Below are 23,195 nucleotides of genomic sequence, written 5' to 3' on the forward strand. Positions count from 1 at the left end.
TACCTATTGGTACAGGCGCACTGTTTCCGCACGGTTAAGCGCTTATTTCCCGATCGGTGCTGTGTCCGAGGCAACAACCGCGGGAATCCCCAGCAACACCGGGACCTTGCGTTCTCCGCTGTCGTCGAACGAGATCGTGGGATCGGCTTCGTCAGGGGCATTGACGAAGGACACGAAGCGCGACAGCTTGTTCTCGTCCTCGAGCACGGCGGCCCATTCGTCCTTGTAGCCGTCGACGTGCTTGGCCATGGCGGCCTCGAGATCGGCCGCGATGCCCAGGCTGTCGTCACAGACCACGGCTTTGAGGTAATCCATGCCGCCCTCGAGGGCCTCCTGCCAGGGTGCGGTGCGCTGCAGGCGGTCGGCGGTACGGATGTAGAACATCAGGTAGCGGTCGATGTAGCGGATCAAGGTCTCGTCGTCGAGTTCGCCGGCCAGCAGGACCGCGTGCTTGGGCGTGAGACCACCGTTGCCGCCGACGTAGAGGTTCCAGCCGTTCTCGGTGGCGATCACGCCGACGTCCTTACCGCGCGCTTCGGCGCATTCGCGCGCGCAACCCGACACGGCCAGTTTGAGCTTGTGCGGTGAGCGCAGACCGCGGTAGCGCTTCTCCAGCAGCACGGCCATGCCGACCGAGTCCTGCTGCCCGTAGCGGCACCAGGTGGAGCCCACGCAGCTCTTCACGGTGCGCAGCGACTTGCCGTAGGCGTGCCCGGATTCCATGCCCGCGTCGACGAGCCGCTGCCAGATCAGCGGCAGCTGTTCCACCCGCGCGCCGAACAGGTCGATGCGCTGACCACCGGTGACCTTGACGTAGAGACCGAATTCCTTGGCCACCTCGCCGATCACGATCAGCTGTTCGGCGGTGACCTCACCGCCGGGCATCCGGGGCACCACCGAATAGGTGCCGTTCTTCTGCAGGTTGGCCAGGAAGTGGTCGTTGGTGTCCTGCAGCGCGGCCTGCTCGCCGTCGAGGATGTGCTCGCTCGAGGTCGAGGCCAGGATGGAGGCCACGGTCGGCTTGCAGATGTCGCAGCCCGCGCCGGTGCCGTGCTTGGCGATCAGCTCCGAGAAGGTGCGGATGCCGGTGACGTTGACGATGTCGAACAGTTCGGCGCGCGACTGGGTGAAGTGCTCGCACAACGCCTTCGACAGCGCCACCCCGGACTGTTCGAGCAGCTTCTTGATCATCGGCACACAGCCACCGCAGGAGGTACCGGCGTTGGTGCAACCCTTGACGGCGGGAATGTCGCAGGCGCCCTCGGCGATGGCGCCGCAGATGGCGCCCTTGCTCACGTTGTTGCACGAGCAGATCTGCGCGTCGTCGGGCAGCGCGTCGGCGCCGAGTTCGGCCCCGGCCGGGGAGATCAGCGCGGCGGCGTCGGCCGGCAGCGGGCGACCGACCAGCGGGCGCAACGCCGCGTATTGGCTGGCGTCACCGACGAGGATGCCGCCGAGCAGGGTCTGTGCGTCGTCGGAGACGACGAGCTTGGCGTAGGTGCCCTTGGCCGCGTCGTGCAGCACCACCTCGAGCGCGCCCTCGGTGGTGGCGTGCGCGTCACCGAAGGAGGCCACGTCGACGCCCATCAGCTTCAGCTTGGTCGACATGTCGGCACCGGGGAACTCGCCCGCACCGCCGAGCAGACGGTCGGCGACGATCTCGGCGGTGGTGTAACCGGGGGCGACCAGGCCGTAGCAGACGCCCTCGATCGCGGCGCACTCACCGATCGCGTAGACGCTCGGGTCGGAGGTCTGCAGGGTGGTGTCGGTGAGGATGCCGCCGCGCACGCCGAGTTCGAGGCCCGCGGACCCGGCGAGGGCATCGTGCGGGCGGATACCGGCGGAGAACACCACCAGCGAGGCGTGGATCTCGGACTCGTCCGACAGGTGCAGGGTGACGTTGTCGGCGCCCTCTTCCTCGATCGAGACGATCTTCGCCGTGCCCACCCCGGTGTGCACGTTCAGGCCGATATCGGAGACCAGCTTCTCCAGGATCGCGCCACCACCGGCGTCGACCTGGGCGGGCATCAGCCGGTCGTTGTACTCGATCACGTGCGGGGTCATCCCCATCAGCCGCAGCGCGTTGGCTGCTTCCAGCCCGAGCAGACCACCACCGACGACCACACCGTGCGCGCCGGGCCCGGCGGCTTCGGCGGCCGCGCGGATGCCGTCGAGGTCCTCGATGGTGCGATAGACGAAGCATTCGGGCAGATCGTGGCCCGGCACCGGCGGCACGAACGGGTAGGAGCCGGTGGCCAGGACCAGGGCGTCGTAGGCGATGACGTCACCGTTGGAGCTGGTGACGGTCTTGGCCGCCCGGTCGATGGTCTCGCCGCGCTGGCCCAGCCGCAGCTGCACCAGTTCGTCGCCGTCGTAGGAATTGCCGGGCAGGGCCAGTTCGTCGGGGTTCCAGTTGCCGACGTAGTAGGACAGCCCCACGCGGTCGTAGGCGGGCAGCTTCTCCTCGGAGAGCACGATGATCTGCCACTGCCCGGCCTCGTCGCGGGCCCGCAGGGCTTCGACGAAACGGTGTCCGACCATGCCGTGGCCGACCACGACCACTGTTTTGCGCTGAGTATTCATGACGATGGCCTCCTGATAGTGGTCGCGCGTCAGCCGCGAGCCGACGAAGTGGTGGACTGCTCGGCCTCGATGACCAGGCTCTCTGCTTCGACCACCACATCGGAGTCGACCGGGACGCGAACAGAACTCGGGCGGCGCAGGAACACTGTGAAGGTGACGGCGGCGCAGAGCACGTAGAACAACAGGAACACCCAGAAGGCGGCGGTGGCCGATTGGGTGGCCGAGTACGACGACTTCAGCGCCATGTTGATGCCGACGCCGCCGAGGGTGCCGACCGCGCCGACGAAGCCGATCAGCGCACCCGAGGTGTTGCGCGACCAGTCGGCCCGCGCCGCCGCAGTGCCGGGACGGCTCTTGGACTTGGCCTCGAACACCGACGGGATGATCTTGGTGACGGCGCCGTTGCCGAAACCGGACAGCACGAACAGCGCGATGAAACCGGCCACCAGGATGGTCATCACCGGACCGTCGGCGACCCCACCGTTGCGGTCGCTCATCGTGCTCGCCACGATCACCAGCAGGGTCGCGGCCATCATCGCGAAGAAGGTGGCGATGGTGACCTTGCTGCCACCGATCCGGTCGGCCAGCTTGCCGCCGTAGGGCCGCGAGATCGACCCGAGCAGCGGCCCGATGAAGGCGATCTGCGCCGCGTGCAGCGACGCCTGGACCGCGGAGTCACCGCCGGCGGCGAAGCTGATCTGCAGGATCTGACCGAACGCGAAGCTGTACCCGATGAACGAACCGAAGGTGCCGATGTAGAGGAACGCGATCGCCCAGGACTGCGGCACCCGCAGGGCCTCCAGCATCGACGACATGTCGGCCTTCTGGTTCTTCAGGTTGTCCATGTACAGCGCGGCACCGATACCGGTGAGGGCGATGAACACCAGGTAGATCAGGCAGATGACCGAGGCGTAGTTCGCGCCGAGGGTCGCCAGCACGAGCAGTCCGAGCAACTGGATCACCGGGACACCGATATTGCCGCCACCGGCGTTCATTCCCAGCGCCCAGCCCTTGAGCCGCTGCGGGTAGAAGGCGTTGATGTTGGTCATCGACGACGCGAAGTTGCCGCCACCGATACCGGCGAAGGCCGCCACGATCAGGAAGGTGGTGTAGGAGGTACCGGGCTGGTTGATGAAGTACAGCGCGAGCAACGTGGGCACCAGCAGCATGCCCGCGCTCATCATGGTCCAGTTACGCCCGCCGAACTTGGCGGTGGCCACGGTGTAGGGAATGCGCAGGAAAGCGCCGGTGAGCGTAGAGACCGCGACCAGGAAGAACTTGCCGCCCGCGTCGATCCCGAACTGCTCGTAGGGCATGAACAGCACCATCACCGACCAGATCGACCACACCGAGAAGCCGACGTGTTCGGCGATGACCGACCAGATCAGATTGCGCCGGGCAACATCCTTGCCGCCGGCCTCCCAGGCCGCGACATCTTCGGCATCCCAGTGCGCGATGTCGTGGTTCCGTTTCAGCGTGCTCAAGTCGGGCCTCCCAAAAGTGCGATGGCCCAACGGTAGGAAACGGGTATTGCCGACATGCTGCGGGAAATGTCGCCTGAATCAACGGTTTCTCACCTGCCGCGCGGTCAGCGGGTGAGATCGGCCCTTTTGTTTCGGGCAGGTGACACAACGGTTTCCGCAGGTAAGAATGCGGCGAGAAATCAGCGCGCGCACCCGTGAGGCGGCACAATCAAGCGGTCAGGTGACGCTCACCACGTGTCTTCGAGCATGCGGGGTTTGCAGGCCTGCCAGGCACCGAGCAGCAGCACTCCGAGCGCGATGACCAGCAGCCCGAACGGCGCCACCCAGCCACCGGTCCAGGTGTGCAGCATGCCGAACAGCAGCGGGCCGATGCACGCCACGGCGTAACCCACGCCCTGGGTGAAACCGGACAGGGCCGCGGAGCCCTGCGGGGTGCGGGTGCGCAGGTTGATCAAGGTCAGCGCCATCGGGAAGGTGCTCGGGCCCAGACCCAACAGCACGATCCACAGCAACGTCAGGTGCATGGGGGCTACGAGCAGGCCGACGAAGGCGGTCACGAACAGCACCATGCAGCCGACCACCACGGGGAACGGATTGCGCATCCGCGAGACCACGGTCGGTGCGCCCAGCGCCGGAATCAGGCCGATCAGCGCGAACAACGCCACCATGCTGCCGCCGAAACCGGCGCTCGCGCCCGCGTCGGCCAGGATCATCGGCAACCAGGCGAAGATCGCGTAGGTGGTCAGCGAGGTCATGCCGAACATGCCGGCCATCCCCCAGGCCACCGGCGAACGCCAGGCCTTGCCCACCGCGACAGTGGGTTCGGCGGGCACGGCGGTGGTGTCGACCTTGTCGCGCCCGCGCCGGTCCCGCAGGACCACCAGCCACGGCACCGCCGCGGCGAAGCCGACCAGCGCCCACACACCCATCGAGATGCGCCACCCGTGCGCCTCGGCGACCGGCACCGCGATGAACGCCGGGATCACGGTGCTCAACTGCACCATCACGATGTAGAGCGAACTGATCACGGCCAGCCGGTCCGAGAAGTACCGCTTCACCAGCGGCGGGATCACCACGTTGCCGATGCCCATACCGAGCAGCGCCACTCCGGAGAACGTCAGCAGCTCACCGGTCCCGCCGGAGAACACCCGCACCAGCGACCCGAACCCGGCCAGCAGCATCGCCACCAGCACGGTCCGCTCGAGCCCGACCCGCCGCACCAGCAACGGGGTGATGAGCCCGGCCACCGCGAACATCGCGGTCGGCAGCATCCCGAACACCCCGACGATGGCCGTGCCGTACCCGATGTCGGCGCCGATCCGCTCGGCCAGCGGACTGAACGCGGTCACCGCTGCGCGCAGGGTGAGCGCCGACATGACAATGGCCGCCAGCACCAGCAGGCGGCCTTCGATCAGGGAACGGCGACTGATCTGGTCGTCATCAGTGGCCTCGTCACGGCTTGCCCCGTCGGCCCGACCGGCCACGTCGACCGGGCGGTCCGACTCGACCCGGATGCCTTCGTCAGCACCTGGGTGACGCGCAGGAGACGGGTGGACGGGACCGATCGCCTCCCGACGGCCGCCCACCTGCCCATCCTCGCGCATCTGAGTATCCGGAGAGGCGGGTGAGGAGGCAGGAGAAGTCACCCCAGAATCATAGGATGACCCCATCATGGGGGCAATGATTTGTGAGCAGCGGTACCCTTGCTCTCGTGCAACCCGTCCGGCGAACAAGCCTCATCGCCCAAGTAACCGAACAACTACGGGCCGAGATCCGTTCCGGTCGTTGGCCGGTCGGCCGGCGAATCCCCACCGAACCCGAACTGACCGAGCTCACCGGGACCGGTCGCAACACCGTGCGCGAAGCCGTCCAGGCCCTGGTCCACGCCGGGATGCTCGAACGCCGTCAGGGTTCGGGTACCTACGTGATCGCCACCTCCGAGGTCGGCGGGACGCTGGCGAAATACTTCGCCGACGCCCACGAACGCGACATCCTCGAATTGCGCCAGGCGCTCGACACCACCGCCGCGGGCCTGGCCGCGCGCCGCCGCGACGACGCCGACATCGCCTCGCTGCGCAGCCTGCTGGCCGAACGCAGCAACCGCAATTGGTCCGAGGCCGACCCGGTGGCCATCGCCGCCGACGTCGAGTTGCACCGCGCGATCGTGGTCGCCAGCCACAACGCGGTGTATCTGGAGTTCTACGATTCCCTGCTGCCGGTCATCGAACAGGTGATCCACGCCAGGACCGCGAAGTCCGACGACGCCTACGACACCGAGCACGCCGAACTCGTCCAGGCGGTCATCGACGGCGATTCCGAGCGCGCCATGCGCGCCACCAGCTGCTTCCTCGGCTCCCTCATCGCCGAATACCCGGATCGCGCGGAGTCGCCGGACCGCTGAACAGCGCGTCCTACGTCGAGGTTTCCGTCCGGTCACCCCAGCCGGCCACCATCGGTGAGTCGGAGTTGTCGGCATCGTCACGCGAGGCCATCGGCACGCAACAACCGCCTCCTATCTTGATCCGAGACAACGCAATACGCGCCCCGATCGAGAGGACGCCGATGACCGCAATCGCCGCCACCGGCCAGCCGACGCAAGCCCCGTCGTTCGAGTACCAGAAGAGAGGCCGCTGGCTCACCCGGTGGGAACCCGACAATCCGGCCTTCTGGGCCTCGGGCGGTGAACAGACCGCCAAGAAGAATCTCTGGTTCTCCGTGTTCGCCGAGAATCTCGGCTTCAGCGTGTGGGTGCTGTGGGGTTCCATCGTCACCGCCATGGGCGCCGCGGGCTTCACCTTCCTGGAAGGTCTCGGCCGAGGTAATCCCACCGCCGTCGCCAACGCGCTGCTGCTCACCTCCGTACCCAGCCTGGTCGGCGCGACCCTACGGGTCCCGTACACCTTCGCGATCCCCCGCTTCGGCGGTAGAGCGTTCACCGCGTTCAGCGCCGGACTGTTAATGTTCCCCACCCTCGGCATGGCGTGGTTCGTCAATCAGCCCGGCACCCCGATGTGGGTCTTCGTGCTGCTGGCCGCGCTGGCCGGCGTCGGTGGCGGCAACTTCTCGTCCTCGATGGCCAACATCTCGTTCTTCTTCCCCGAGGGCAAGAAGGGCGCCGCGCTCGGCATCAACGCCGCGGGCGGCAATCTCGGTGTGGCCCAGACCCAGCTCGCGGCACCCCTGCTGATCACGCTCGGCACACACCTGCTGGCCGACGATGCCGCGGGCTACCGCCTCGGCATCACCCTCGCCATCCTGATCTGGGTACCGTTCGTGCTGGTCGCGGTGTTCGGCGCGCTGCGCTACATGGACTCCATCGTCTCGGCCAAGGCCGATGGCAAGTCCTACAAGCTGGCGTTGACCAACGCCAACACCTGGATCATGTCGCTGCTCTACATCGGCACCTTCGGTTCGTTCATCGGCTTCTCCTTCGCCTTCCCCACCCTCATCAAGGCCAACTTCCCGGATCTGGCCCAGATCGGCTGGATCACCGTGGTCGGCAACCTGGCCTTCCTCGGTGCGTTCGTCGGTTCGTTCAGCCGTCCGGTGGGTGGCTGGCTCGCCGACCGCATCGGCGGTGCCCGGATCACCGTCTACGTCTTCACCGGAATGGCGGTAGCGGTGGGCCTGATCATGGCCGCGCTCTCGATGCGGAGTTTCCCGCTCTATCTCACCGCGTTCCTGCTGTTGTTCGTGCTCACCGGCCTCGGCAACGGTTCCACCTACCGGATGATCCCCTCGATCTTCGGGGCCACCACCGCGAAGTACGGCGCCGAGCACGGTCTCGACGCCGCCGAAACACAGGCGACGGCCCGCCGCCAGGCCGGTGCCGCGATCGGTGTGATCGGCGCGGTCGGTGCCTTCGGCGGATTCCTCCTCCAACAGGCACTTCGCCTGTCCAACATCACCTTCGGCTCGATGACCCCCGCTTTCTGGGGCTACGCGGTCGCCTTCCTGGTGATGGCCGCTGTCACCTGGTGGTTCTACCTGCGCTCCACCTTCGCCACCGAAAAGATGCCGTCGCTGGCCTACGCCAACGTCTGAGCCGACCCCGCACAAATCGAATGCCACGTTCGGACCCGCACCCGAACGTGGCATTCAGCTGTCCGCGATGGATTTCGTGTTCGCGTATACGAGGTCCCGGCTTCGTGAGACCTCGTCGACCACCGAGCCGACTGACAACATGTCGACAGCGTCACGCAGTGACAGAGCAAGCGTTGCCACCATTTCCGCGACGCGGTCTTCCGCCAGTCCGGATGTGCGAGCTAGCTTGCGCCAATGCGCCGGCGTGACCTCGGCCGCGTAGCGCGCTCCACCGATGCGCATCGCCAACTTCTGATCGAACTCCGGGTACAGCCCGACCGGCACCACGTCATACATCGGTGCAAGGGCGATGTTGTCGTGGCGCAGGAGCAGCGAGTAGTTCTTGGCGTGCGCGTCCGCGTTGCCCACGAATGTATTGAACGCCAGTTGACCGACGAAGTCATAGGCGATCTGATCATCGACCTGCTCGCGGAGCAGTCGTAGGACCTGTAATGCAGAGACCCCGTACTTCTCGTCTGGGCTCCTGCCCATCGCCTGCGCGATGTCCTCGGCATGCAATCGCCCCGCAATCTGCCCGGACCGCACTCGGTCGAACCGCTCGACGAGGTAGGCGGTTTGGTCGAGTACCTGAACAACTCGCGCACTCGGCGCACCTACACCGACCTGCGCGGCCAGCGTCAGCGCCATTGCTTCCACATCTTCCAGCCCCGCCAGACCGGGGCGCGCCGGTTTGACGATGTGCGTCGACGGCACCGTCGCGTTCGACCAGTACCATTCGCCGCCGATGTCAGCGAGGGCGAACTTGCCTTGCGTACCGGCCAGCGAGAATCGCGCGGGTGTCGACGCGTCCACCCACTGATCAGGAGACCGCTTCACCGCGTCGATCCGCCCTGCCACATCCGCGTCGGTGGCCGGATCGAGCACCAAAGGCCCGATGGTCGGCGGCTCGTCGCGCGCGGACAGCACCAGTCCACCCGCGACGTCACCGCCCGCCTCGGCCAGCAGATCAAAAGTATCGATCGAACCGAGGCCGTAGACCGATGCCATCCGATGTCGAGCTGAGGCGTTGTCCGGCAACAGATTGTCCAGGAAATTCACTGCTGCGCGTCGAGTGGCCCCGCCGCCACGTGGCAAGGACAGGGAGATCGGTGTAGACGGTGCGCTGTCGCTGTAATCGAATCTGATCAGACCGGAACGCTCAGCCGTGAAGCTACCGGCGAAGTGCCCCGCCAACCACGCGTGCAGGACGCGGGTCATCGCAGGTCCATCGCGGGCAAGGCGGTTGGTTCGATTCCCAGGGTACGCAACAGCTTTCGAAGACCCGTGATGTCGTTCAGTCGCCCAGCTCGCTCGATGTCGGCCACCAGTGCGCGGTCGACGTCGGCGCGGGCAGCCAATTCCGCGCGGGTCAAACCTTGGATGGTGCGTTCGTCCCGGACCACCTGGGCCAATGTCGACGGGTAGCGCATGTACTCGCGCCTCGGTCGGTGCAAAACCTCGCGCACCCGCGACGTATTTCCCGCGATGGCGTGGACCACCAGGTTGGACCCACCGTCGAGATGCGTCGGCACCTGCCCCGCCCACCAGTCGACCAGCAATTCCGCCGGATCCTGCGCCGTGCGCAGTAGCCGCAATCGCTGCGCCGTGCGTGCGCGCAGTTGACCGGACAAACCCTCCAGCGACTTGGTGTGCAGCGCACGAACCAGCGCACCCCGCGATACTTCCGACAACGGCCGCCGAACCGCCCGCCGAATCGGCGGGGTCGGTTCGATCACCCACCGGCCACCGACCTTACGAGCGGGCAACGCGCCGCCTCGGGCCAGGACACGTACACGCCGAGGCGATACTCCAGCGAGCTCCGCATACTCGGCGACATTCATGACACAACTGTACCGATCCGGCCAGGTGAACAGCGCGCCTGAGGCCGACGCCGGATTCGTCCGAGCTGCCGTCAGAGCACCAAGCGGACCATGTCGGCGGTGCGGGCCAGGCCGGGGAAGGCTTCGGGGGTGGAGCGGGGGTGCAGGGCGTGTACGGCCAGGCGGAACATCAGGGCGCGCAACAGCATCTGCGGCCATTCGGGCAGGGTGGACCAGCGTTCCAGGAGGCCGTCGTCGCCGCCGCCCCAGGCCAGGGCGTCGACGACCACTACGCCCGCGGCCCAGGTGGCCGGACGCCAGTACGGGGTGATGTCGGTGAGGGCGGGGGTGTGGGCGCCGGAGAACAACACGGTGCCGAACAGGTCGCCGTGGACCAGTTGGTCGGGGCTGCGGACCGGTTTGCGCAGGGTGGACAGCTGACCGATCAGCTCCAGGCTGCGCTGCCCGTCGGGCGTGGTGGCCAGCGGCACCCCGCCCGCGCGCAGACTGCGCAGCGGCACCGTTTCCCAGGCCGCGCGATCGGCGGCGACGAAGACGTCCACGTCCACCCACGGCGCCACCGGGGGCTGCACCAGGAACCGTGGGCGCTCCAGTTCCGCGGTGGCCTTGTGTAATCGCAGCGACACCGACACCACCTCGTCGTGGCGCGGTTCGGGCGCACCGTCGACGAAGGTGTCGGCCCGCCAGCCGGAGACGACATACCGGCCGTCGGTGGCTCGCACCGGATGCGCGATCCGCAGACCGTCCACCGCCAGGTGCTCACGCACCTTCGCCGACCAGGCGGCCCGCGCGTGATCGGCCACCGGGCTCAGCACCACGTCACCCAGCCGCCAGCCGCCGTCCCAGTCGTTGAGGGACACCGGTGCCACTTCGCGAAGTCCGAATGTGGCTCGCACATGTTCGGGAGGTTCGACTGAGGTCACGGCCGTACCGTAACCCTGGTTCCGCGTCAAGAGCCCCACGGCACGCTGGCCCGGTTCACTTTGCGACCTCGCCGCAACCAACGGCGAGGCCGCCTTCCCCGACCTGTCGATCAGTAGACCGGCAGCGACGGGTCGACCTGCTTGGCCCAAGCCACCACACCACCCTGTAGATGCGTGGCGTCGGCGAAACCGGCGCGCTTGAGCGCGGCCAGCGCCTCGGCCGAGCGGATCCCGGTCTTGCAGTGCAGCACGATCGGCTTGTGCTGGGGCAGGTCCGCGAGCGCCTCACCGGACAGGATGCGGTCCTTGGGAATCAGCGTCGCACCGGAGATGTGGACGATGTCCCACTCCACCGGTTCGCGCACGTCGATCAGTTCGACCTTGTCGGCGTCGAGCAGCTCCTTGAGCTCGGCGGCGGTGATCGTGGAACCGGCCGCGGCGGCGACACCCTCTTCGGAGACCACACCGCAGAACGCCTCGTAGTCGATCAGTTCGGTGATCGGCTCGCGTTCGGGGTCGCGGCGCAGTTTGATGGTGCGGTAGTTCATGTCCAGCGCGTCGTAGACCATCAGCCGGCCCAGCAGCGTCTCGCCCATTCCGGTGATCAGCTTGATCGCCTCGGTCACCATCACCGAACCGATCGACGCGCACAGCACGCCGAGCACGCCGCCCTCGGCGCAGGAGGGCACCATGCCCGGCGGCGGGGCCTCCGGGTACAGGTCGCGGTAGTTGATGCCGCGACCGTCGGGCGCGTCTTCCCAGAACACCGAGACCTGGCCCTCGAAGCGGTAGATCGAGCCCCACACGTAGGGCTTGCCCGCGAGGACGGCGGCGTCGTTGACCAGGTACCGGGTGGCGAAGTTGTCGGTGCCGTCGAGGATCAGGTCGTAGTCGGCGAACAGCTCGACCGCGTTGTCGGGTTCGAGCCGCACCTTGTGCAGCCGCACGTCGATGCCGGAGTTGATCTCGAGGATCGAGTCGCGCGCGCTGTCGGCCTTGGACCGGCCGATGTCGGATTCGCCGTGGATGACCTGGCGCTGCAGATTCGACATGTCGACCTCGTCGAACTCCACGATGCCGAGCGTGCCCACCCCGGCCGCGGCCAGGTACAGCAGGGCGGGCGAGCCGAGGCCACCCGCGCCGATCACCAGCACCTTGGCGTTCTTCAACCGTTTCTGACCGTCGACGCCCAGGTCGGGGATGATCAGGTGCCTGCTGTAGCGCGCGATCTCGTCCTTGGTCAGTTCCGCGGCCGGCTCGACGAGCGGCGGGAGGGACCCGTTGAAAGACACGTTGGGAACTCCTGTATCTAGTGCGGTCGGCGCCGCGTGTGGCGTCCTGCTCTACAACGTGACCGGCCGCGCTGTTCTTCCCGTCCATGTTCCCGCATGGGCGCGGTCCCTACCCGCGCGGGTACGGCCAGGGATTGAACCGGCAGGTCTTGCCGTCGGCGGGCACCACACCGTGCGGATCCAACTGGGCGATGTCGTTGTTCTTCGTGCCGAAGGTCTGCTGCATCATGATCGGCGCGAGACCACCGTCGGCCTCGCACGGCTGATGCTCGTGGTAGCCGATGGCATGACCGACCTCGTGGTTGATCAGATACTGCCGGTAGGAGCCGATGTCGCCGTCGAAAGCCAACGCCCCACGCACCCAGCGCACCTCCGAGAGCACCACCCGGTCCAGGTCGGCGTTGTAGCACGAGGAGTCGATCGGAATCTCGAAACCGCAAGCGGCGCGGGTGCTGTCGCGCGAGGTGAGCGAGAGGCGGAAGTCGGGCACGCCCGCGTCGACGCGCTGGAAACCGAACTTGATGTCGTGGCTCCAGCTCTTCGGATTGGCCAGGGTGGTCTCGACCATCTTGGCCACCGCCGCGTCACCGCCGTAGGGCGCGGTGTCGACGCCGTCCTCCACTTCGACGGTGTAGCGGAACACGCGTTCGTGGCCCGCCCCCACCTGCGCGCTGGTGCCGGGCACCACATGCCAGTTGCCGCCGCCGCGCTCGGCGAAATCGCCGCCTTCGGGCAGCGCGCCCAGCGGCAGGTTCTCGGGGAACTTCCCGTGACCGGGGGGTGCGCCGATGATGCCGGACTGCGCCACGTTCGGGCTAAGCTCGCCGAAACCCGGCTCGGTGGCCGGGGTCGCCGGGCTGTGGCGCACCGCGTCGACGGCGACGAACACCGTCACCGCGAGCAACACCGGCAACGCGTAGGCACGCCAGCCGTAGGTGGAGACGAACCGGCCGATCGCACTCTGCTTCTTCGCGTCTCGCTGCGGGCTGCGGGCGCGGCCGTTGCCGGTGTCGGTGGGGTCCCAGCGCGCGCGCAGTGGCTGGCGGGATCGGTCGGCGGGTTGATACAGCCCCAGCGGGTCGTAGACCTGCAGTTCCTGCCCCTCGGGCGCCGACGTCACTGAACCGGACTCGGTGGGTTGCGTGGGGCGAGCGACATCGCGCCCGCCGCCGGATGGTCGTTCCGGTCGGTCGGTCACCCCTTCAGATTCTCACAGGGCGCAAATCGGGGATGCGGGCGGCCGCGCGAGATCCCGCGGTTACGGCCCGGCGAACTCCGTGGGCTGGTACTACAGTTCCAGGGCGGCACTCGGGGGAAACGCGAGACGAGTATCGTTCGTGGAACACCGGGCCGCACACACCACACCCGGCGTAGTCGACAAAGAGAGCAGAGATGACTGACCTCGTGGACCGCATGACCTCGCGCCGATCGGTGCCGGAGACGGTCCCGGCAAAGCGCGGCACCCGCCTGCCCCGTGACGAACGCCGCCAGCAACTGCTGCTGGCAGCCAGCGAGGTCTTCGTGCAGCGTGGCTACCACGCCGCGGGCATGGACGAGATCTCCCAGGTCGCCGGGGTCAGCAAGCCGGTGCTCTACCAGCACTTCGCGAGCAAGCTGGAGCTGTATCTGGCGGTGCTGCAGAACTACGTCGACATCCTGGTGTCGAGTGTGCGCCAGGCGCTGCGCTCCACCACCGACAACAAGCAGCGGGTGCGCGCCGCCGTCGCGGCCTACTTCGACTTCGTAGACAACGAGATGCAGGGTTTCCGCCTCGTCTTCGAGTCCGACCTCACCAGCGAACCGCAGGTGCAGCGCCGCGTCGAGCAGGCCACCGAAGCCTGTGTCGACGCGGTCTTCGATCTGGTCGCCCACGACTCCGGCCTCGACCCCTACCGGGCCCGCATCCTGGCCGTCGGGCTGGTCGGGGCGAGCCAGTTCTCGGCCCGTTACTGGCTCGAAGCCGATCGCCCGGTCCCCAAGGACGAAGCGGTCGACACCACCGTCGCGCTGGCCTGGGGCGGCCTCAAGCACGTCCCGCTGCATCCCACGCCCTGACTCGGCACCCGAAAAAAGCCCCACACCGGTTCCGGTGCGGGGCTTTTCGGTGTCAGGACTCAGACCGTGGCGAAGCCGACACGACCCGCGGCCGGCGAACCGATTTCCACGTAGGCGACCTTCGACGCCTGGATCAGGAACCTACGGCCCTTCTCGTCGCTGAGCGAGACAACGCCGTCGGCGCCGCTCAGCGCATCGGACACCAACGCCTCGATCTCATCGGGGCTCTGCGAGCTGTTGATGATGAGCTCGCGCGGGCTATCCGAAATACCGATCTTGACCTCCACGGCCAACCTCCGAACGTAAGAGTCCTGTGCTGTCACCCCAAGGTTACTGTTACAGGCCCAGTTGTGACATGCGGGCCGCGTGGCGTTCCTGCATGCGGTCGAACAAGGTGGCGATGCCGTTGAGGTCGCCGGTCGCGGCCAGGACCAGTTCGGCGAGCTCGTCGCGCTGGGCCATCACGTACTGCGCCTGGGTGATCGCCTCGCCGAGCAGGCGCCGACCCCAGAGGGTGAGGCGGTCGCGTTCGGAGCGGCTGGCGGCCACCGCGCTGCGGACCTCGTCGACCACGAACTGCGAGTGCCCGGTTTCGGCGAGCACATCGCGCACGACCTCGGCCACGTCGGCGGGCAGCACGCCGGCGATCTCGGAGTAGAAGTCGGCGGCCAGGCCGTCACCGACGTAGAACTTCACCATCGACTCGAGCCAGGTGGAGGGGTCGGTGGAGGCGTGGTAGGAGTCCAGTGCGCCCTGGTACTGGCTCATCGAGGCTTCGGCGTCGGCGCCGCGCGCGGTCAGGGCGGCCTCGAGGGTTTCGAAGTGCGCCAGTTCGGCGGCGGCCATCTTCGCCACGGCCACCCGCCCCCGTAGCGAGGGCGCCAGCTTGGCTTCTTCGGCGAGCCGATAGAAGGCCGTGAGCTCACCGTAGGCGAGAACCGCGAACAGTTCGGTCACCCCTGGGTGGTCGGCGGCGAGCGGTTCGGTGGCGACAGCATCCGGCACGGTTGAGATCTGGGCTCCCATGACCGTCAACAATAGTCCTGGTCCGTCCTCATTCGCGTTCGGCCAGGAATTTGTCGAGGTGGGCCCAGGTGGTTTCGCGGGCCTCGGGCCCGGTCAGGATGCCCAGGTGGCTGCCCGGCACCACCTCGTAGGTCACCGACGGCGCGCCCGAGAGCGTGCGCAGTCCGGCCTCGACGGCGGCTTTGGGGGTGATCACGTCGACGGTGCCGCCGATCAGCAGCACCGGCACCCGCACGTCGGCGAGCCGGATGGTGCGCTCGCGCAGTTCGAGTTTGCCGTTGCCGATGTCGTTGGCCAGCATCATCCGGCCCCACAGCTGCCCGTAGAACCGCCCCGGGTAGCCGGGCATGGCGGCCTGGAAACGGTCGATGGATTCCATTTTGGCCAGGGTGTCGGTGCGCGCGATATTGCTCGCGATGAACATCGGGCGCGCCAGTTCACGGTCGTAGGCGGCCAGTCGGTAGCCGAGGCGAGTCAGCGGTGCGGGGATGCCGCCCGCCGCGCGCACGACGGCGGTGGTCGCGCGGCCACCGGTGAGCTTGGCGACCGCGCGCAACTGCGGGACGCCGAGCATTTTGTCGTAGTCGAGCGGCGCGCCGACCGCGGTGATCGAGCGGATCGGCAGTTCGGCGTTCGCGGCGGCGGTGAGCAGCGAGAACATGCCGCCGATCGACCAGCCGATGAGGTCAACGGGTGCGCCACCGCGATCAGCGCTGGTGCGCCGGATCGCCTCGGGCAGGATGTCGGTGACCCAGTCCTCGAAACCCATCCGGCGGTCGGCGAAGCCGATCTCGCCGTAATCGATCAGGTAGGGCGCCCGACCGGTCTCCACGAGGTAGCGGGCCAGGCTCTGGTCGCGGCGCAGATCGAAACAGGTGGCCGGGGCCGCCAGCGGCGGCACCAGCAGGACCGCGGAATCGCTTGCCGCGCTACGGTATTCGGTGTCGTATCGACGCAGCAGCCGGTGCGGCTCGTCCCACAGCACGGTCGAGGGCGTTGGGTCGACCGGCTCGATGCCCGCGCCGAAGCTCAGCGCCCACGCGTTGCGAGCGGCGGTGGTGACGGTCTCGGTGATGCTCACGACAAGAAATGTCTCACACCCGGTACCGCCGGTACCAGTGAGCTCCGTTACATCCGGCGACACGCGCGACAATCAGCCCGGCCGAATTGTGCTGCGACACACGGTCGATGCAGGTCCACCGGATTCGGCACCGATATTCGGGCAGCATCGGGCCGACCAGAAATTCGGATTGCGCACATTATCACGCTACAATCACCAAGGACAACGCTAATTTCGTCGCCCCGGCGTACTTCGCGGGCGTGGCACCACCGGCGCAGAGCGCGGGCTGGCACGGCGTTGACCAGGAAAATGTGCGCGCACCGAATCCGCATCACCGATGTGCCGCGCCGATGACGCAGAAGCGATCGGCGCTGGCCCGGGGAGTATCACAGGCGGATATGTGGTCGTCGCGGGCCGACCGGCCCGCCCCACCTCGTGCGTGCGAGATGCAATGACGAGGAAGGCACGAACCCTGAGCAAGCTCACTGTCGAACAGGAACCCGGTGTGACCGACACGCTCCTGACGGCCGAACTGGACACCACCCACATCCCGCCGAGTTTCACCGAATTGGGCGTGCGCGAAGAAATCGTGCGCGCACTCGGTGAGATCGGCATCGAACGCACTTTCGCGATTCAGGAACTCACCCTGCCGCTGGCACTGGCCGGCGAAGATCTCATCGGTCAGGCCCGCACCGGCATGGGCAAGACCTTCGGTTTCGGTGTGCCGCTGCTGCACCGCATTGCCAGCGCCGACACCGGCACCTCCCCGCTCGACGGCACCCCGCGCGCACTGGTCATCGTGCCGACGCGTGAGCTGTGCGTCCAGGTCACCAAGGACCTGGAGAACGCGAGCAAGTACCTCACCAACCACCAGGGCCCCTTGAAGGTCGCCGCCATCTACGGTGGCCGCCCCTACGACACCCAGATCGCCGCGCTGCGCGACGGCGTCGACGTGGTCGTCGGTACCCCCGGTCGACTACTGGATCTGGCGAACCAGAACCACCTCATCCTCGGCAAGATCGGCGTACTCGTCCTCGACGAGGCCGACGAGATGCTCGACCTGGGCTTCCTGCCCGACATCGAGCGCATTCTGTCGATGGTGCCCGACAAGCGTCAGACGATGCTGTTCTCGGCCACCATGCCGGGCCCGATCATCACCCTGGCCCGCACCTTCCTGACCAAGCCGACCCACATCCGCGCAGAGCTGGCCAACGACTCCGCGGTGCACGACCGCACCGAGCAGTTCGTCTACCGCGCGCACGCGATGGACAAGGCCGAGCTGGTCGCACGCGTGCTGCAGGCCGAGACCCGCGGCGCCACGATGATCTTCACCCGCACCAAGCGCACCGCGCAGAAGGTGGCCGACGATCTCGCCGAGCGCGGGTTCAACGTCGGCGCGGTACACGGCGACCTCGGCCAGATCGCCCGTGAGAAGGCACTGACCAAGTTCCGCAAGGGCGGCATCGACGTGCTCGTCGCCACCGATGTCGCCGCACGCGGCATCGACATCGACGACGTCACCCACGTCATCAACTACCAGTGCCCCGAGGACGAGAAGACCTACGTGCACCGGATCGGCCGCACCGGCCGCGCCGGGCGCACCGGTGTCGCGATCACCCTGATCGACTGGGACGAACTGCATCGCTGGGCGTCCATCGACAAGGCACTGGGCCTCGGTATGCCCGATCCCGCCGAGACCTACTCGCGTTCGCCGCACCTGTACGCCGAACTCGGCATCCCCGAGGGCGTCAGCGGTGTGGTCCGCAAGGCGCAGCCGGCCCGCGAAGCCGACGATGTGGTCGTCGAGGAGCGCACCGAGCGCCCCAAGTCGAACCGCAGCCGCCGCCGCACCCGTGGTGGTAAGGCCGGCTCGGCCACCACCGAGGGCTCGAACACCGAGGGCTCGACCAGCGAGAGCTCGACCACAGGAGGCTCGAGCGGCGACTCGACGTCGGCGGATCGGCCCGCCGACGCGGCCGAAGGCGACAAGCCCGCCCGTCGCAGGCGCCGTCGCCGCAAGCCCGCCGATGGCGACGCGGCCACCGGCGAGCAGGGCACCGCGGCCGACTCCGAGGCATCCGCCGACCCGGTCACCACCGGGACGAGCGCCAACGGTGCCGACACCACCGGGTCCGCGGCCGCCGACGCCGACCAGGACTCCGCCGACGCCAAGCCCGCCCGTCGCAGGCGCCGCCGCAAGTCGACCGACACCACCGCCCCCGACGGCGCGGTCACGGTGGACGCTTAAAGGCACCGCACTACACTCCATGTCGTGCTCGCACCGGAGCGGCGGACCCGCGCCGATATCTTTGCCGCGATAGCGATCGCCGTCACCGTGCTGGTGGCGGCGATCGTGGTATGGGCACGTGCCGATGCCACCGGTACCGAGTCGGTGGTGTCGGACTCCCCCGCCCCGACGGTCGTGGCGGCGACGGAACTGCCCGCCGCCCTGCAGGAGCAGTGGCACGCGGCCGATTCCGCGAGTGCGCGCGCGCTCGTGGCGGGCAATGTGGTGGTGACCGGTGACGAGGGCACGGTGAGCGGTCGTGATCCGCTCACCGGTGAGCAGCTCTGGTGGTACCACCGCGATATGCCGCTGTGCGGGGTGGAAACCCAGTACGGTGCCGTGATCGCCACCTATCGTGATCAGCGCGGGTGCAGCCAGACCATCATGCTCGCGGCCGACACCGGCGCCCGCAGCATCGCCCGCAGCAGCTACCTCGACGACACCGTCAGCCTCTCCGGTGACGGCACCTACCTGCTGGCGCTCGGCCCGCAGCGGCTCGAACTGTGGCGCTCCGATCTGGTACGCACCCTCGAGTACGGCTATGTCGATGCCCCGGTGAATCCGAACACCCAACCACGCACCGGGTGCGCGCTGCGTTCGGCGGCGTCGAGTTCCACCCGCCTCGCGGTGCTCGAACGCTGCCCGCAGGATCCCACCGCCCGGCTGACCGTGCTGAAGCCTGCGCCCAAGGAAGCCACCGATCCCGAGGAGTACGGGTCGCGGGTGCTCACCGCGCCGGGCGCCGAAGCGCCCGAGGTGCGGGTGCTCGCGGTGTCGGAGAACAAGGTCGCCGTGTACTACCCACCGGTCCCGGCGACCGCTTCGGGCCTGGCCGCGCCGGCCCGGCTGGTGGTGCACGACGGTACCGGCAACGAGATCGCGACCCATCCGCTGGCCGCGCCGTGGTCGGATCGCACCACGGTGACCCGGCTGGGCAAGGCTCTGTACGTGTTCACCGGCGAGAGCGTGATCTCGTTGGACAGCAGCACATTACAGCCGATGTGGACGGTGCCCGGCGCACTCGGCACCCCGGCACGGATGGCGGGCGAACTACTCGTCCCGGTGGTCGGCGGGTTGCACGCGGTGGACCCGGCCGACGGCGCCGTGGTGGCACGAATCCCGGTCCAGCGCAGCGACTACCACGGCGACACCATTTCCACCGCGGCGCTCGGCTCCACCGTCTTCGAGCGGCGCGGTGGCCGGCTGTATGCCCTCGCGGCCCTGTCATGATGGACCCATGTCCGCACCCGACGCCCGCTTGGTCCTGCTGCGCCACGGTGAGACCACCTGGTCCGCGCAGCGCCGCCACACCAGCCACACCGACCTGCCACTGACCGAACTCGGCCGGGCGCAGGCCCGCTCGGCGGCCCTGGTCCTGGCTTCGCTGCAGCTGCGTGATCCGCTGATCATCACCAGCCCGCGCCTGCGCGCCGGGCAGACCGCCGAACTGGCCGGCCTGGCCGCCGCGGAGGTCGACGACGATCTCGTCGAATGGGACTACGGCGACTACGAGGGCATCACCACCGCCGAGATCCGCGAGACCGTTCCCGGCTGGACCGTGTGGACCCATCCCGTCCCCGGCGGTGAGACGGCCGAGCAGGTGGGCGCGCGGGCCGACCGTATGCTGGCCCGCGCCGAAACGCTGTTGCCCCGGCGCGATGTGGTGCTCGTCGGCCACGGCCACTTCTCCCGGGTGCTGATCGCGCGCTGGGCCGAATTCCCGGTGCGGGAGGGTCGCCGGTTCGCGATGTCCACCGGGGCGGTCAGCGTGCTGGGTTATGACCACGACGCCCACACCATCTGGGCGCACAATCTGACCGTGCGCACCGAACCGCCGGTACCGAACTCGACGGCGCGCTGAGCCGAATGCGCATCGCATTACCGCACGCGTGGCCACGGACACCGGAAGAGGCTGTGGCACTCCAGGATTCATTGCGTCCTCGGGTTCGAGCCGAAACCGTCGGGACACCGCGGTTCGCGACCGCGGCCGGAATAGATTCGGCCTATGCAGAGGACGGCAGCGTTGCCGCCGCCGCGGTAATTCTCGACACCGCGACTTTGTCGACCGTGGAAACTGCGGTGGCGCACGGAATTTCGGATTTCCCCTATGTGCCCGGCCTGCTCGCTTTCCGCGAGCTGCCCGCCACGATAGCGGCGCTGGAAAAGCTCACCGGCACACCGGATCTACTGGTGTGCGACGCGCAGGGCATCGCACACCCCCGGCGATTCGGACTCGCCTGCCACGTCGGGGTGCTCACCGGAATTCCGACGATCGGGGTGGCCAAATCGGTGTGGGGCGAATACGCCGCACCCGGACCACGGCGCGGTGACAGCAGCGAGGTGACCATCGACGGCGCGGTCGTCGGGCGCGCGTTGCGGACCCGCGACGGGGTGAAACCACTGTTCGTCTCGGTCGGTCATCTCATCGATCTGGACACCGCGTGCGCACAGGTGCTCGCCCTCACGAACGGGTTCCGGCAACCGGAGACCACCCGGGCCGCCGACCGGCTGTGCCGCGCGGCCCTGCGCGCGGCCACGAGCTGACTAGCGTTGGTCCTCGGGCGGCAGCTCGCCGTACTCCTGGGCCATCCACCGGCTCGACGCCGGCGCGAACAGGGCGACCAGCCCGCCGCCCGCCACGAGCGCCAGCAGGCTGCCGAACAGGGGCTGGTGCGAGTCGGTCAGCAACGACCAGGCGACCGGCAGCAACAGCACCTGCGCGATGACCGCGATGGCGCGTCCCCAGCGCTTGCCGCGCAGCAGCGCGACACCGGCGGCGAGGACACCGCCGAACAGCACGGCGAACCACATCGCGGTGCCGATCCCGCTGGCCACCGACTGATCGTGACCGGTCATCGCCCGCACCACCAGCACGATCGCGGTGACCACACCGGCCAGACCCTCCAGCGTCACCAGCACCCCGGCCACCCGCACCGTGCCCGGCAGGCCGGCCGAGTCCTCTCGTCCGTTGCCGTGCTGGTCACCTTTGGTCATGTCGTGCTCCGTCACGTGCCCCAGCCTACGACGCCGTGTCGTGGTGCCCGGCGCGCGCCGGTTGTTCGCAGACGCGCATTACTCTCGACACAGTGCGGACGCTGCTCATCGTCAATCCGAATGCCACCTCGACCACCCCGGCCACCCGGGATCTGCTCGCTCACGCGCTGGAGAGCCGAACGCAGCTGACCGTTGCGCACACCCAGCATCGCGGCCACGCGGCCGAACTGGCCCAGTGGGCGTCCACGCAGCAGATGGACCTGATCGTCGTGCACGGTGGCGATGGGACGGTCAACGAGACCATCAACGGATTCCTTCCCCTGCCCCAGGTCGGTGACGACCAGGTGTGGCGGCCCCGGCTGGGCGTGATCCCCGGCGGCTCGGCGAATGTGTTCGCCCGCGCGCTCGGCATCTCCCCCGATCCGGTGACAGCTACCAACCAGCTCATCGATCTGCTCGGCCGCGACGCCGACCGCCGGATCGGGCTCGGGTTGGCCGATGATCGGTGGTTCACATTCAGCGCGGGCGTGGGCCTGGACGCCGATGTGTGCGAGTCGATGGATGCCGCTCGCGCGAAAGGCCGCAAGGCCACTCCGGCGCGATATCTGCGCACCACGGTGCGCCAGTTCTTCCGGGCGCGCAGGCGTGAACCGAGCGTCACCGTGGCGGTCCCCGGGCACGATCCGGTGGACTCGGTGTATTACGCCTTCGTCACGAATTCCAGCCCGTGGACCTATCTCGAGGATCGTCCGGTTCGTACCAATCCCGGCACCACGTTCGAATCCGGTTTGGGCGTATTCGCCATGGGTTCGATGAGTGTGACCAGGACCCTGTTGCTGGCACGGCAGTTGCTGAGCGAGAATGGAAACCCTAAGGCGGATGCACTGTTCCGAGTCGACGATGTCGATTCGGTGCGGATCGAGACCGCCGAGGAGATCGGCCTGCAAATCGACGGCGACTTCATCGGAAAACGCAAGATGGTGCATTTCACATCGGTGCCCGGTGTGCTCGACGTGGTAGCCCCCAAACCGTCCTGAGCAACGGACTCATCGGAAAAATCTCGGGGTTGCGCTGCGAAAACCCGCGGACGCGAGTACAAAGGACCGGGCAGGTTCCCCTGGTGGGCAACCTCAGCGTGATCTCCCCCACGGTGCGCCGGAGACCTATTGACATCTACGGTGATCGTGAAAGCATTCACAAGCAACCGTGCGGAAACATTCGAGTCGCACAAGTGAACGATCCACTAACCAGAGGTGCCCTTTGTGGCGCCTGCGCAAAGGAGCAGAGGAATGGACTGGCGCCACAAGGCCATCTGTCGCGATGAGGACCCCGAGCTGTTCTTCCCGGTGGGTAACAGCGGTCCTGCGCTCGCGCAGATTGCCGATGCCAAGCTGGTCTGCGCCCGCTGCCCCGTCACTGCCGATTGCCTGTCATGGGCCCTGAAGTCCGGACAGGATGCCGGCGTGTGGGGTGGAATGAGCGAAGACGAGCGTCGTGCGCTCAAGCGGCGTAACGCCCGCACCCGTACGCGTACCTCCGTCTAGGTAGAAAAAGGCGGGCGTTACCG

General features: G+C 67.8%; 21 protein-coding genes and 1 pseudogene. 9 read left to right on the top strand and 13 right to left on the bottom strand.

The features are described from left to right. Nucleotides 1-42 precede the first annotated feature (42 nt). The 3 genes from nirB to ACFO5K_RS14030 all read right to left on the bottom strand — a co-directional run bounded on the left by nirB (nt 43) and on the right by ACFO5K_RS14030 (nt 5,443). A complete protein-coding gene (gene nirB / locus ACFO5K_RS14020; protein WP_378561538.1) occupies nt 43-2,583 on the bottom strand; it encodes a nitrite reductase large subunit NirB in 2,541 nt (846 codons plus the stop codon). Nucleotides 2,584-2,612: 29 nt separating this feature from the next. Next, nucleotides 2,613-4,067: a nitrate/nitrite transporter gene (locus ACFO5K_RS14025; protein ID WP_378561541.1), complete on the bottom strand. Its 1,455-nt coding sequence runs from the start codon at nt 4,065-4,067 to the stop codon at nt 2,613-2,615. Nucleotides 4,068-4,294: 227 nt separating this feature from the next. After that, on the bottom strand, nt 4,295-5,443 hold the full coding sequence (locus ACFO5K_RS14030; RefSeq protein WP_378563824.1) for an MFS transporter: 1,149 nt from the start codon (nt 5,441-5,443) through the stop codon (nt 4,295-4,297). Nucleotides 5,444-5,778: 335 nt separating this feature from the next. Between ACFO5K_RS14030 and ACFO5K_RS14035 the strand changes: the two genes are divergently transcribed. Continuing rightward, entirely contained in the window at nt 5,779-6,468 is a 690-nt protein-coding gene (locus ACFO5K_RS14035; protein ID WP_378561544.1) for a FadR/GntR family transcriptional regulator, read from the top strand. 161 nt (nt 6,469-6,629) lie between these two features. Then, nucleotides 6,630-8,111, top strand: a complete 1,482-nt coding sequence (locus tag ACFO5K_RS14040; RefSeq protein ID WP_378561547.1) for an MFS transporter — start codon at nt 6,630-6,632, stop codon at nt 8,109-8,111. Nucleotides 8,112-8,165: 54 nt separating this feature from the next. On the opposite strand, the gene ACFO5K_RS14045 is transcribed toward ACFO5K_RS14040, so the two are convergent. From ACFO5K_RS14045 to ACFO5K_RS14070, 6 genes and pseudogenes are all read right to left on the bottom strand, one after another. Continuing rightward, the gene (locus ACFO5K_RS14045) at nt 8,166-9,368 is read right to left on the bottom strand and encodes a HipA domain-containing protein (RefSeq protein ID WP_378561550.1); all 1,203 of its coding nucleotides are present in this window, start codon (nt 9,366-9,368) and stop codon (nt 8,166-8,168) included. After that, a complete protein-coding gene (locus ACFO5K_RS14050) occupies nt 9,365-9,841 on the bottom strand; it encodes a helix-turn-helix domain-containing protein (RefSeq protein WP_378563827.1) in 477 nt (158 codons plus the stop codon). Before ACFO5K_RS14050 ends, ACFO5K_RS14045 begins: the two co-directional genes overlap by 4 nt. 48 nt (nt 9,842-9,889) lie before the next feature. After that, nucleotides 9,890-9,991, bottom strand: a pseudogene (locus ACFO5K_RS14055) (helix-turn-helix domain-containing protein); the annotation flags it as partial. A 71-nt stretch (nt 9,992-10,062) separates the two neighbouring features. Further along, nucleotides 10,063-10,914, bottom strand: coding sequence for a TIGR02569 family protein (locus ACFO5K_RS14060; RefSeq protein WP_378561553.1), 852 nt, complete (start codon nt 10,912-10,914; stop codon nt 10,063-10,065). Nucleotides 10,915-11,024: 110 nt separating this feature from the next. After that, nucleotides 11,025-12,206: an adenylyltransferase/sulfurtransferase MoeZ gene (gene moeZ / locus ACFO5K_RS14065; protein ID WP_378561556.1), complete on the bottom strand. Its 1,182-nt coding sequence runs from the start codon at nt 12,204-12,206 to the stop codon at nt 11,025-11,027. Between the two features lie 109 nt (nt 12,207-12,315). After that, the gene (locus ACFO5K_RS14070; protein ID WP_378561559.1) at nt 12,316-13,404 is read right to left on the bottom strand and encodes a DUF3152 domain-containing protein; all 1,089 of its coding nucleotides are present in this window, start codon (nt 13,402-13,404) and stop codon (nt 12,316-12,318) included. 194 nt (nt 13,405-13,598) lie between these two features. On the opposite strand from ACFO5K_RS14070, the gene ACFO5K_RS14075 reads away from it, so the two are divergent. After that, complete coding sequence (locus ACFO5K_RS14075; protein ID WP_378561562.1) at nt 13,599-14,261, top strand: TetR/AcrR family transcriptional regulator; 663 nt, start codon at nt 13,599-13,601, stop codon at nt 14,259-14,261. 59 nt (nt 14,262-14,320) lie between these two features. On the opposite strand, the gene ACFO5K_RS14080 is transcribed toward ACFO5K_RS14075, so the two are convergent. Genes ACFO5K_RS14080 through ACFO5K_RS14090 form a run of 3 tightly spaced genes read right to left on the bottom strand, consistent with a single transcriptional unit; the run spans nt 14,321 to nt 16,368 of the window. After that, the gene (locus tag ACFO5K_RS14080; protein WP_378561565.1) at nt 14,321-14,548 is read right to left on the bottom strand and encodes a DUF3107 domain-containing protein; all 228 of its coding nucleotides are present in this window, start codon (nt 14,546-14,548) and stop codon (nt 14,321-14,323) included. A 49-nt stretch (nt 14,549-14,597) separates the two neighbouring features. Beyond that, nucleotides 14,598-15,287, bottom strand: coding sequence for a ferritin-like fold-containing protein (locus ACFO5K_RS14085; protein WP_378561568.1), 690 nt, complete (start codon nt 15,285-15,287; stop codon nt 14,598-14,600). Between the two features lie 28 nt (nt 15,288-15,315). After that, nucleotides 15,316-16,368 (bottom strand): alpha/beta fold hydrolase, encoded by a 1,053-nt coding sequence (locus ACFO5K_RS14090; protein ID WP_378561571.1) that lies wholly within the window; start codon nt 16,366-16,368, stop codon nt 15,316-15,318. A gap of 430 nt (nt 16,369-16,798) precedes the next feature. Here ACFO5K_RS14090 and ACFO5K_RS14095 point away from each other — a divergent pair, with 430 nt between their 5' ends. Genes ACFO5K_RS14095 through ACFO5K_RS14110 form a run of 4 tightly spaced genes read left to right on the top strand, consistent with a single transcriptional unit; the run spans nt 16,799 to nt 21,178 of the window. Then, nucleotides 16,799-18,595: a DEAD/DEAH box helicase gene (locus ACFO5K_RS14095; RefSeq protein WP_378561574.1), complete on the top strand. Its 1,797-nt coding sequence runs from the start codon at nt 16,799-16,801 to the stop codon at nt 18,593-18,595. A gap of 24 nt (nt 18,596-18,619) precedes the next feature. Next, nucleotides 18,620-19,864, top strand: a complete 1,245-nt coding sequence (locus ACFO5K_RS14100; protein WP_378561577.1) for an Rv3212 family protein — start codon at nt 18,620-18,622, stop codon at nt 19,862-19,864. Nucleotides 19,865-19,871: 7 nt separating this feature from the next. Further along, nucleotides 19,872-20,495 (top strand): acid phosphatase, encoded by a 624-nt coding sequence (locus tag ACFO5K_RS14105; protein WP_378561580.1) that lies wholly within the window; start codon nt 19,872-19,874, stop codon nt 20,493-20,495. A gap of 5 nt (nt 20,496-20,500) precedes the next feature. Continuing rightward, the gene (locus ACFO5K_RS14110; RefSeq protein WP_378561583.1) at nt 20,501-21,178 is read left to right on the top strand and encodes an endonuclease V; all 678 of its coding nucleotides are present in this window, start codon (nt 20,501-20,503) and stop codon (nt 21,176-21,178) included. On the opposite strand, the gene ACFO5K_RS14115 is transcribed toward ACFO5K_RS14110, so the two are convergent. Then, nucleotides 21,179-21,628 (bottom strand): hypothetical protein, encoded by a 450-nt coding sequence (locus tag ACFO5K_RS14115; protein ID WP_378563830.1) that lies wholly within the window; start codon nt 21,626-21,628, stop codon nt 21,179-21,181. It lies immediately after the preceding gene. A gap of 92 nt (nt 21,629-21,720) precedes the next feature. Between ACFO5K_RS14115 and ACFO5K_RS14120 the strand changes: the two genes are divergently transcribed. Both ACFO5K_RS14120 and ACFO5K_RS14125 read left to right on the top strand, forming a co-directional pair. Beyond that, nucleotides 21,721-22,665, top strand: coding sequence for a diacylglycerol/lipid kinase family protein (locus tag ACFO5K_RS14120; protein WP_378561586.1), 945 nt, complete (start codon nt 21,721-21,723; stop codon nt 22,663-22,665). Nucleotides 22,666-22,917: 252 nt separating this feature from the next. Beyond that, complete coding sequence (locus ACFO5K_RS14125) at nt 22,918-23,172, top strand: WhiB family transcriptional regulator (RefSeq protein WP_022567051.1); 255 nt, start codon at nt 22,918-22,920, stop codon at nt 23,170-23,172. Nucleotides 23,173-23,195 lie beyond the last annotated feature (23 nt).

The sequence above is a fragment of the Nocardia halotolerans genome (genome assembly GCF_042650145.1).
Lineage (GTDB): Bacteria > Actinomycetota > Actinomycetes > Mycobacteriales > Mycobacteriaceae > Nocardia > Nocardia halotolerans.

Coding starts and splice junctions, on each gene's coding strand:
- nirB (WP_378561538.1), bottom strand. CDS start 2,583: ATGAATACTCAGCGCAAAACAGTGGTCGTGGTCGGCCACGGCATGGTC.
- ACFO5K_RS14030 (WP_378563824.1), bottom strand. CDS start 5,443: ATGTCGGCGCTCACCCTGCGCGCAGCGGTGACCGCGTTCAGTCCGCTG.
- ACFO5K_RS14040 (WP_378561547.1), top strand. CDS start 6,630: ATGACCGCAATCGCCGCCACCGGCCAGCCGACGCAAGCCCCGTCGTTC.
- ACFO5K_RS14045 (WP_378561550.1), bottom strand. CDS start 9,368: ATGACCCGCGTCCTGCACGCGTGGTTGGCGGGGCACTTCGCCGGTAGC.
- ACFO5K_RS14075 (WP_378561562.1), top strand. CDS start 13,599: ATGACTGACCTCGTGGACCGCATGACCTCGCGCCGATCGGTGCCGGAG.
- ACFO5K_RS14085 (WP_378561568.1), bottom strand. CDS start 15,287: ATGGGAGCCCAGATCTCAACCGTGCCGGATGCTGTCGCCACCGAACCG.
- ACFO5K_RS14095 (WP_378561574.1), top strand. CDS start 16,799: ATGACGAGGAAGGCACGAACCCTGAGCAAGCTCACTGTCGAACAGGAA.
- ACFO5K_RS14105 (WP_378561580.1), top strand. CDS start 19,872: ATGTCCGCACCCGACGCCCGCTTGGTCCTGCTGCGCCACGGTGAGACC.
- ACFO5K_RS14110 (WP_378561583.1), top strand. CDS start 20,501: ATGCGCATCGCATTACCGCACGCGTGGCCACGGACACCGGAAGAGGCT.
- ACFO5K_RS14115 (WP_378563830.1), bottom strand. CDS start 21,628: ATGACCAAAGGTGACCAGCACGGCAACGGACGAGAGGACTCGGCCGGC.
- ACFO5K_RS14125 (WP_022567051.1), top strand. CDS start 22,918: ATGGACTGGCGCCACAAGGCCATCTGTCGCGATGAGGACCCCGAGCTG.